The sequence below is a fragment of the Streptacidiphilus melanogenes genome, from assembly GCF_000787835.1.
In the GTDB taxonomy this organism is placed as follows: Bacteria; Actinomycetota; Actinomycetes; order Streptomycetales; family Streptomycetaceae; genus Streptacidiphilus; species Streptacidiphilus melanogenes.
The window spans coordinates 32,509-40,845 of record NZ_BBPP01000056.1; the positions used below are offsets into that span (position 1 = coordinate 32,509).

Annotated in this window: 9 protein-coding genes; 2 read left to right on the top strand and 7 right to left on the bottom strand. The window is 71.0% G+C overall.

Features of this window, described 5'->3' with window-relative positions:
- The 7 genes from TR49_RS44240 to hemL form a co-directional block, all read right to left on the bottom strand.
- Positions 1–234 (bottom strand): hypothetical protein (locus tag TR49_RS44240; protein ID WP_042389611.1); only part of this gene is annotated, 234 nt, incomplete at its 3' end.
- Between the two features lie 144 nt (positions 235–378).
- Positions 379–1,536: a c-type cytochrome biogenesis protein CcsB gene (ccsB, locus tag TR49_RS35445; RefSeq protein WP_042389643.1), complete on the bottom strand. Its 1,158-nt coding sequence runs from the start codon at positions 1,534–1,536 to the stop codon at positions 379–381.
- 5 nt (positions 1,537–1,541) lie between these two features.
- Complete coding sequence (resB, locus tag TR49_RS35450) at positions 1,542–3,251, bottom strand: cytochrome c biogenesis protein ResB (RefSeq protein WP_042389613.1); 1,710 nt, start codon at positions 3,249–3,251, stop codon at positions 1,542–1,544.
- The gene (locus TR49_RS35455) at positions 3,251–3,997 is read right to left on the bottom strand and encodes a cytochrome c biogenesis CcdA family protein (protein ID WP_042389615.1); all 747 of its coding nucleotides are present in this window, start codon (positions 3,995–3,997) and stop codon (positions 3,251–3,253) included. The genes resB and TR49_RS35455 overlap by 1 nt, the downstream gene beginning before the upstream one ends.
- A complete protein-coding gene (locus tag TR49_RS35460; RefSeq protein WP_042389617.1) occupies positions 3,994–4,587 on the bottom strand; it encodes a TlpA family protein disulfide reductase in 594 nt (197 codons plus the stop codon). The genes TR49_RS35455 and TR49_RS35460 overlap by 4 nt, the downstream gene beginning before the upstream one ends.
- Before the next feature lie 131 nt (positions 4,588–4,718).
- Complete coding sequence (locus TR49_RS35465) at positions 4,719–5,360, bottom strand: histidine phosphatase family protein (protein ID WP_042389644.1); 642 nt, start codon at positions 5,358–5,360, stop codon at positions 4,719–4,721.
- A 45-nt stretch (positions 5,361–5,405) separates the two neighbouring features.
- Positions 5,406–6,770 carry a glutamate-1-semialdehyde 2,1-aminomutase gene (gene hemL / locus TR49_RS35470; protein ID WP_236653672.1) on the bottom strand — a complete coding sequence of 455 codons (1,365 nt, stop codon included), beginning with the start codon at positions 6,768–6,770 and terminating at the stop codon, positions 5,406–5,408.
- A 175-nt stretch (positions 6,771–6,945) separates the two neighbouring features.
- Between hemL and TR49_RS35475 the strand changes: the two genes are divergently transcribed.
- Complete coding sequence (locus tag TR49_RS35475) at positions 6,946–7,566, top strand: hypothetical protein (protein ID WP_439654156.1); 621 nt, start codon at positions 6,946–6,948, stop codon at positions 7,564–7,566.
- A gap of 6 nt (positions 7,567–7,572) precedes the next feature.
- Positions 7,573–8,259, top strand: coding sequence for a class I SAM-dependent methyltransferase (locus tag TR49_RS35480; protein WP_236653673.1), 687 nt, complete (start codon positions 7,573–7,575; stop codon positions 8,257–8,259).
- Positions 8,260–8,337 lie beyond the last annotated feature (78 nt).

The window sequence follows — 8,337 nt, forward strand, 5'->3', positions numbered from 1 at the left end:
GGGGCCGCGGGGGCGGGGGCCCGCGTGGGCGGCGTTCTGGGCGAGCTCGACGACGAGCCGGTCCCGGTATCCGCCGAGGGCCAGCTCCTCCTCGGCGTTGGCGTCCTCGCGGAACCGGGCGGGCGCGGCCGCCCACGCGTCCAGCACCCGCCTGCGCAGCGCGGCGGTGCCGAACGGGTCAGCGCCCTCGCTGCCGTCGGTGCCGAACGCGTCCGTAGCCGTCCTGGCGGTCATGCCGTCCTCCCGGTCCCCGTTGGAGCCGCGGCAGAGAGCCGTGGCAGAAAGCCGTGGCCGCATTCTGCCCGCTTCGGGTGACAGCGACGAAAACGGGACGCCGGGTGTCACCCGGCGTCCCGTTCCTCGGCTTGTCGTACGGCCTCAGATTCCGGCGTAGCTGTGCTTGCCGTTGATGAAGATGCTCACGCCGTAGGCGTTGAACAGGTAGCAGGCGAAGGCGATGAAGACCAGGACCGCCGCCTTGCGGCCCTTCCACCCGGCGGTGGCGCGGGCGTGCAGGTAGCAGGCGTAGGCGACCCAGGTGATGAACGCCCAGGTCTCGGTCGGGTCCCACTCCCAGTAGTGGCCCCAGGCGGCCTCGGCCCAGATGGCGCCCGCGATGATCGTGAAGGTCCACAGCGGGAAGACGAAGGCGTTGATCCGGTAGGACCACTTGTCGAGCGTCGCGGCGGCGGGCAGACGCTCGAAGACGTCCGACCACCAGCCGTCCGGCTTGACCGTGTCCTTGGCCTTGCGGGACTCGTAGACGTCCTTGGCGACGTAGAGGATCGCGGCGATCGCGCCGGCGTAGAGGGCGCCGCCGCAGACCATGGCGCCGGAGACGTGGATCCACAGCCAGTACGAGTGCAGCGCCGGGACCAGCTGCTCGGAGTCGACGTAGAACTCGGTGACGGCGATGCCGAGGCCGACGACCGCGCCGAAGGTGACCGGCAGGCCCATCCAGCGGACGTTCTTGCCGGACGCGAGCAGCGCCACGAAGAGCAGCGAGGCGATCATCGTCAGGGCGACGGTGAACTCGTAGAGGTTGCCCCACGGCGGCCGGTGCGCGGAGATGCCACGGGTGATGACGGCGCACAGGTTGAGCAGCGCGGCGAGGGTGGTCAGCGAGACGGCGATGCGGCCGATCCGGTCCGCGCCCTCGTCGCCGCCGGACGCGCCGACGCCGTCGACGGGCGGGGCGGCGTCGCCGCGGGTGACGACGTCGACCTTGCCGGCCTTGGCGGCGACGGTGCGAGTCAGCGTCGTGGTGCTGCCGCTCGCGCCGGTGACCTTGACGGCGACGGTCGGGGCGGTGCGCGCGGCCGTCTCCTGCGCCTCGGCGTCGGCGACGGCCTGCCCGAGGGAGGAGCCGGCCTTGGCCGCGAGCGCGGCCGACTGCCGCGCGACGCGGCTGCGGCCGCCGAAGGTCCACTCGGCCGCGTAGGCCAGGAAGGCCAGCAGGAACACCGCCATCGCGGAGTAGACCAGGATGTTGGAGATATTGGCGAACTTGGTGTCGATCGCCGCCTCGGCGAGGATCACGTTCACTCCTTCTCGGCTGCGGTGTCGGCGGTGTCGGCTGCTGCGGGTTCGGTTGTTGCGATCGCGTCCTCGTCCGGCTGGTCGGCGGGCGCGGTGTCCTGGAGTTCGAGGGCGAGGTCGGCGAGCTCCTCGGCGATGCGGGCCGACTCGCTGCGGGCCAGGCCGGCGATCTCGACGGTGGTGGTGCCGTCCTCGCCGGCGACGGCACGGACCCAGATGCGGCGGCGCTGCACGAACAGCGAGCCGATCAGGCCGACGACGGCCATCATCGCGCTGGTCAGCGCCCAGCCGGTGCCGGGGTTGTGGGCGACGGTGAAGTTGGCCCACTGGTCGACCCCGGTGAAGGTCACCGTGCCCCCGTCGGGCAGCTTGAAGCCCTGCCCCGGCGTCCGGTCGAACTTCAGCGGCTGGCCGTCCAGCATGTACTGCTTCATGTGCTTGGTGTCGAGCTCGTAGATGCTCTGCGGCGCACCGGAGTTGTCGCCCAGGTCACCGTGGTACACGTTGATGTACAGGTGCGGGTCGAGCAGCTCGGGGAAGATCGAGTGCGGGCCCATCGTCTTGAACTCGGACTGCGGCGCGGCGGTCGGGGTGAACAGGGCCGAGAAGCCCAGCTGGGTGGCGTTGCCCTTGTCGTCGACATAGCCGTCGTTGACCTTGATCGCGCAGGTCGAGGTGTTGTTGCCGTCCTGCGGCAGGCACGGGGTCGGCCCGTCGAAGATGACGTCGCCCTTGGCGTCGGTGACCTTGATGATCGGCGCGTAGCCGTTGTTCGTCAGGTAGACGTTGCTGTTGTCGATGCTCAGCGGGTGGTTGACCTCGATGGAGGCCCGCTTGGCCTTGGTCGGGTCGCTGCCGGTCCAGTACGAGACGTTGGCCTGGAAGTTGCGCGCGTTGCCGACCTGGGTGCCGCTGGTCTGGTAGGACGCCTCGAGCTTGTCCAGCTTGAAGCCGAAGGGCACCAGGCTGTCTGCGGTGTAGAAGGTGCTCGGCATGAAGTCGTCGTACATGGCGACGTTGTTGCTGAACGCCTTGCCCTCGATGACGAGGACGGTGCCCATCCCGCCGAACAGCTTGCCGACCGCGAAGGCGATCAGCATGCCGAAGAGGGAGATGTGGAACAGCAGGTTGCCGACCTCGCGCAGGTAGCCCTTCTCGGAGGTGATCGCGTTGCCGTTGCGGGCGACCCGGAAGCGGCGCCGGCGCAGCAGCGCCTCCGCGGCGTCGAGGGTCTTCTCGGCGCCGGCCTCGCCGTCCTTCGCGCCGGAGCGCCAGGTGGCGTAGACGGGCAGCCGCACGAGGTGCTTGGGCGCGGCGGGCGGCTGGGCGCGCAGCACGCCGACGAACTGCCAGGTGCGCGGGATGATGCAGCCCGCGAGGGAGACGAAGAGCAGGATGTAGACCGCGGAGAACCAGAACGAGCTGTAGACGTGGAACAGCCCGAGCTTCTGGTAGATCGGCGCGAGGGTCTGGTGGTTGCCGACGAACTGGGCGACCCGGGTCGGCGAGGCCGCGGTCTGCGGCACCAGCGAGCCGGGGATGGCCGCGAGGGAGAGCAGGAACAGCAGGATCAGCGCGGTGCGCATGGAGGTGAGCTGCCGCCAGCCCCAGCGCAGCCAGCCGAGCAGGCCGATGCCGACTTCCCCGCCGCCCCCGTCGTCCTCCGCGGGGGCGGAGCTCAGCCGCTCGGCGGCGTCGAGGTCGGTCGTCATCAGATGCCCACCTGGTAGTTGTCGGTCCAGTACTGCAGCTGGTTCGTCAGGTCGCTCCACAGGCCGGTGACCAGCAGCACGCCGACGGCGACGAGCATGCCGCCGCCGATCCGCATCACCCACTGGTTGTGCCGCTTGATCCAGCCGAACGCCGAGAGCGTCCGCCGGAACGCGAGGGCGGCCAGGATGAACGGCAGCCCGAGGCCGAGGCAGTAGGCGAGGGTCAGCAGCGCCCCCCGGCCGGCGCTGGACTGGTTCCAGGACAGGAACTGGACGGCGCCCAGGGTCGGGCCGACACAGGGGGTCCAGCCGAGGCCGAAGACGACGCCGAGCAGCGGCGCGCCGATCAGCCCCATGGTGGGCTTGCGGTGGCTGCGCAGCTCGCGCTGGGTGAAGCCGGGCAGCAGGCCCATGAAGGCCAGCCCCATCAGGATGATCAGTCCGCCGGAGATCTCCGTGATCAGCGTCTGGTGCTGCTTGACGGTCTGGCCGAAGAAGCCGAAGAACGCGCCCATCGACACGAAGACGGCGGTGAAGCCGAGCACGAACAGCAGCGCGCCGAGCGCCATCCGGCCGCGGCGGCGGCCGTCGGCGTCGGCGAGGTCGGCGGCGGAGAAGCCGGTGACGTAGGAGAGGTAGCCAGGGACGAGCGGCAGCACGCAGGGTGAGAAGAACGACACCATTCCGGCGAGCAGCGCGACCGGGAGCGCGAGCAGCAGGGCTCCGTGCAGGACCGTCCCGCTCACGACTTCTCCGCGATCACCGGATCGAGGATCTTGCTCAGCTGGTCGCTGGTGAGCGGCTGGAGCGCGCGCACGGCGATGCGCCCCTGGCGGTCGAGGATCAGCGTGGACGGGATGGCCTGCGGATTGAGGCTGCCCTTGGGGAACTGCAGGAGCAGCGAGCCGTCCTCGTCGTAGAAGCTCGGGTAGGTCAGCTTGTGCGCCGCGACGAACTGCTGGGCCTGGTCGATCTGGGTGTCGCGGGTGTTGATCCCGACGAACTCGACGCCCTTGCCCTGGTCGGCGGCGAAGACGCTCTCGAAGTCGTCCGCCTCGGCGCGGCAGGGGCCGCACCAGGATCCCCAGACGTTGAGCACGACGACCTTGCCGCGGTAGGCGGAGAGGTCCAGCGGCTTGCCGTTCAGGTCCTTGCCGGTGAGGTTGATCGCCGCACCGCGCTGCGCCGCCGGGACGGAGACGGACTCGCCGGTGCCGGCGACGTAGCCGCTGTCACTGCCGCCGCCGGTCTCGGCGGCGTTGGTGCCGCTGCAGGCGGACAGCATGAGAACGCCGCTCAGGGCGGCGAGTGCGAGCGCGGAGCGGCGGCGAGTCATGTGAAGAGTTTCGCATGCTTGTTTAGGCCGATTTCACGCCCCCCACGAAAGCGTCGTGGTAGGCCCTTGACCTGCCACGACGCTTCATGTAGTGGATATTTAATCGATCTTTATGGCAGGAACCCGAATGCTCAGGCCCCGAAGGACTTGTTGGTCATCGGGCCCTTCTTGCCGGTCAGGTGGGCCGGCAGCAGATCGCGGGCGGGCTCGCTGTAGCCAATGGAGACGATCTTGTCGCCCTCGTAGGTGAAGGACGTCAGGCTCGCCAGCGAGCACTGGCGGCGGCGCGGGTCGTGCCACAGCCGGCGGTGCTCGGCGAAGCAGCGGGTGACCCAGATCGGCAGCTGGTGGCTGACGCAGACCGCCTCGTGACCGCGGGCGGCGTCGCGGGCCGCGCCGAGCGCGCCCATCATCCGCACGACCTGCTCGATGTACGGCTCGCCCCAGGACGGGCGGAACGGGTTGGTCAGGTACTTCCAGTGCGACGGGTTGCGCAGCGAGCCGTCGCCGACGCCGAAGGTCTTGCCTTCGAAGACGTTGTCGGCCTCGATCAGCCGCTCGTCCTTCGCCACAGCGAGACCGTGCGCGGCGGCGATCGGCGCGGCCGTCTCCTGCGCACGGTCCAGCGGGGAGGCGACGACGTGGGTGACGTCACGTCCGGCGAGGTGGTCGGCGACCCGGTCGGCCATCTTCCGGCCGAGCTCGGAGAGGTGGTAGTCGGGCAGACGACCGTAGAGGACGCCCTCCGGGTTGTGCACCTCGCCGTGCCGCATCAGGTGGACGACGGTGATGTCCTTCTTGCTCACAGCTCAGTGCTCCTAGGCGGTGGCTTCCGCCGCCGCGCGGGCGGCCACGGGGAGGGCGGCGGCGATCCGCTCCAGCGCGCGCTCGTCGTGCGCGGCGGAGACGAACCACGACTCGAAGGCCGAGGGCGGCAGGTAGACGCCCTGGCTGAGCATGGCATGGAAGAAGGCGGTGAAGCGGAAGGACTCCTGGCCGCGCGCCTGGTCGTAGTTGGTGACGGGCTGCTCGGTGAAGAAGACCGAGAACATGTTGCCCGCGGTCTGCAGCCGGTGCGCGACGCCCTCCTTGTGCAGCGCCTCGGTGACCAGCGCGCCGACCTCGGCGGCGACCTGGTCGACGGTCGCGTAGACGGCGTCGGTGCAGGCGCGCAGCTGGGCCAGGCCCGCCGCGGTGGCGACCGGGTTACCGGAGAGGGTGCCCGCCTGGTAGACCGGGCCGGCGGGGGCGAGGTACGCCATCACGTCGGCGCGGCCGCCGAAGGCCGCGGCGGGGAAGCCGCCGCCCATGACCTTGCCGAAGGTCATCAGGTCCGGCTTGACGTCCGCGGACCACCCTTCGTTCACGGATTCGAACCCGTACCAGCCGGCCTTGGAGACGCGGAAGCCCGTCATCACCTCGTCGGAGATGAAGAGCGCACCGCCCTCGCGGCAGATCTCGAGCAGGCCCTTGTTGAAGCCGGGCAGCGGCGGGACGACGCCCATGTTGCCCGGGGACGCCTCGGTGATCACGCAGGCGATCTCGCCGGGGTGCGCGGCGAAGGCGGCGCGGACGGCGTCGAGGTCGTTGTACGGCAGCACGATCGTGTCGCCGGCCTGGGCTCCGGTGACACCGGGGGTGTCGGGGAGCGCGAAGGTCGCGACGCCGGAGCCGGCCGCGGCCAGCAGCGCGTCGACGTGACCGTGGTAACACCCGGCGAACTTCACGACCTTGGCGCGGCCGGTGAAGCCGCGGGCCAGGCGGATCGCGGACATGGTCGCCTCGGTGCCGGAGGAGACCAGGCGGACCTGCTCGACCGGGGTGATGCGCGCCACGATCTCCTCGGCCAGCTCGACCTCGCCCTGACCGGGCGTGCCGAACGAGGTGCCGCGCGCGACGGCGTCCTGAACTGCGGCGATGACCTCGGGGTGGGCGTGGCCGAGGATCATCGGGCCCCAGCTGCACACCAGGTCGACGTACTCCCGGCCGTCGGCGTCGGTCAGCCACGGTCCCTGACCTGCGACCATGAAGCGGGGGGTGCCGCCGACCGCCTTGAAGGCGCGGACCGGGGAGTTCACCCCACCGGGTGTCACGACGGACGCGCGTTCGAACAACGCCTGGGAGACGGGTGCCTCGTACGGGTACGGACTGCCGATGGTGTGCTTGCTCACGGGATCGCTCACGGGAACATGGTCTCAAATCGCTGTCGTTTCAAAATCGCAGCCTCACATACGGCATGTCCGCGCCGATCATCTGGGACGATGATCTGGCCAGCCGGCGCGCACGCGTGTGCCCGTCCTGCGGAGGTACGCGGCGGCCTGTTGGCAAATTGGCGACGGACGGTAAGGATGGTCCGGGGTGTCCGAGCAGTGTGAGGACTCCGACTGCGGCGCGGAGCGTGGCCGCGCCGCGCGCCGTGCGCGCGGGTTGGACGGGACGACGTCGCGACGTGGCGACGGAGGTGGAGGTGCGGGCCGCGTGGGGGTGACCTACAAGTACTTCGGCGCACCCGACCGCGCCACGGCCGCCCGCGTTCCCACCGCCCTGGGTCGCGACGGCCTGGGTCTCGAAGCCGGCGACCTGGCCACCCTCGGCCGCCTCGGCGAGCTGTTCGGTCTCGACGGCGGCACCGAGGAGTCCATCAGCGGCAGCCTCTCCACCAAGATCAAGCCGGAGACCGTCAGCGCGATGGTCCTCACGGGCATCCTCGGCATGCCCCTCAACGAGGTGCCCCCGCTGGAACTGGTGGTCCTGCACCCGGACTACGCCGTCGTCCAGCTCCCGCAGACGGTCGTCGAGCCGCTGCTGAAGGCGGACGAGGCCGTGCTCGGGAGCGCGGCCTTCATCTGGTCCACGGTGCCCGACCGGCGGGGCCCGCGCGACGCGTTCGTGATCTACCAGATGCTCCACGAGTGGCAGGACTTCGCGAACCGCCTGCACGAGGCGGGGCACCAGCTGTACTGCCTCATGTGGCCGTGACCTGACGTGACGCTGAGCCCGCGGCCGCTGCTGGGGGACGCGGAGTTGGCGCGGACCTCGGTCGTCGCGAACAACACCATGAACCGCGGGCGCGGCCTGAGCGGCGTCAACAGCTACGCCCGCGAGCTCGGTTTCGACCCGCTCGCCCGGCTCGGCGGCCTGGATCGGCCGCGGTGGCTGGATCTGTGCAGCGGCGAGGGCCTGGCGCTGCGGGCGGCGGCCGCAGTGCTGCCCGCCGGGGCGGTCCTGACCGGCGTGGACCTGGTGGGGCCACTGCTCCCCCGTCCCCGCCCCACCGGCGTGGAGCTCGTCACCGCCTCGCTGGCCACCTGGTCGCCACCACCGGGCCGCCGCTACGACCTGGTCACCTGCGTCCACGGCCTCCACTACCTCGGCGACAAGCTCGCCCTGCTCGCCCGCGCCGTCACCTGGCCGGCTCCGGGCGGCCTCTTCGTCGCCCACCTGGACCCGGACTCCTTCCGTCTCCCCGACGGCCGCTCCGCCGCGCGCCCGGTCCTCCGCGCCCTGCGCGACGCCGGGTACACCTACCACGGCCGCCGCCACCTGCTCCGCCACGAGGACCCCGCCGACCGGCCCGCCGTCCTCCCGTTCGCCCACCTCGGCGCGGACCCTCAGGCCGGCCCCAACTGGACCGGCCAGCCCGGCGTCGCGACGTACGTGCAGCCGCTCTGAGGACGGCGGTCCGAGCGGACGCCGAGGCCCGGTGTGCCGGACGCCCGGTCACCGTGGGGGTGGCCGGGCGTCGGTGGG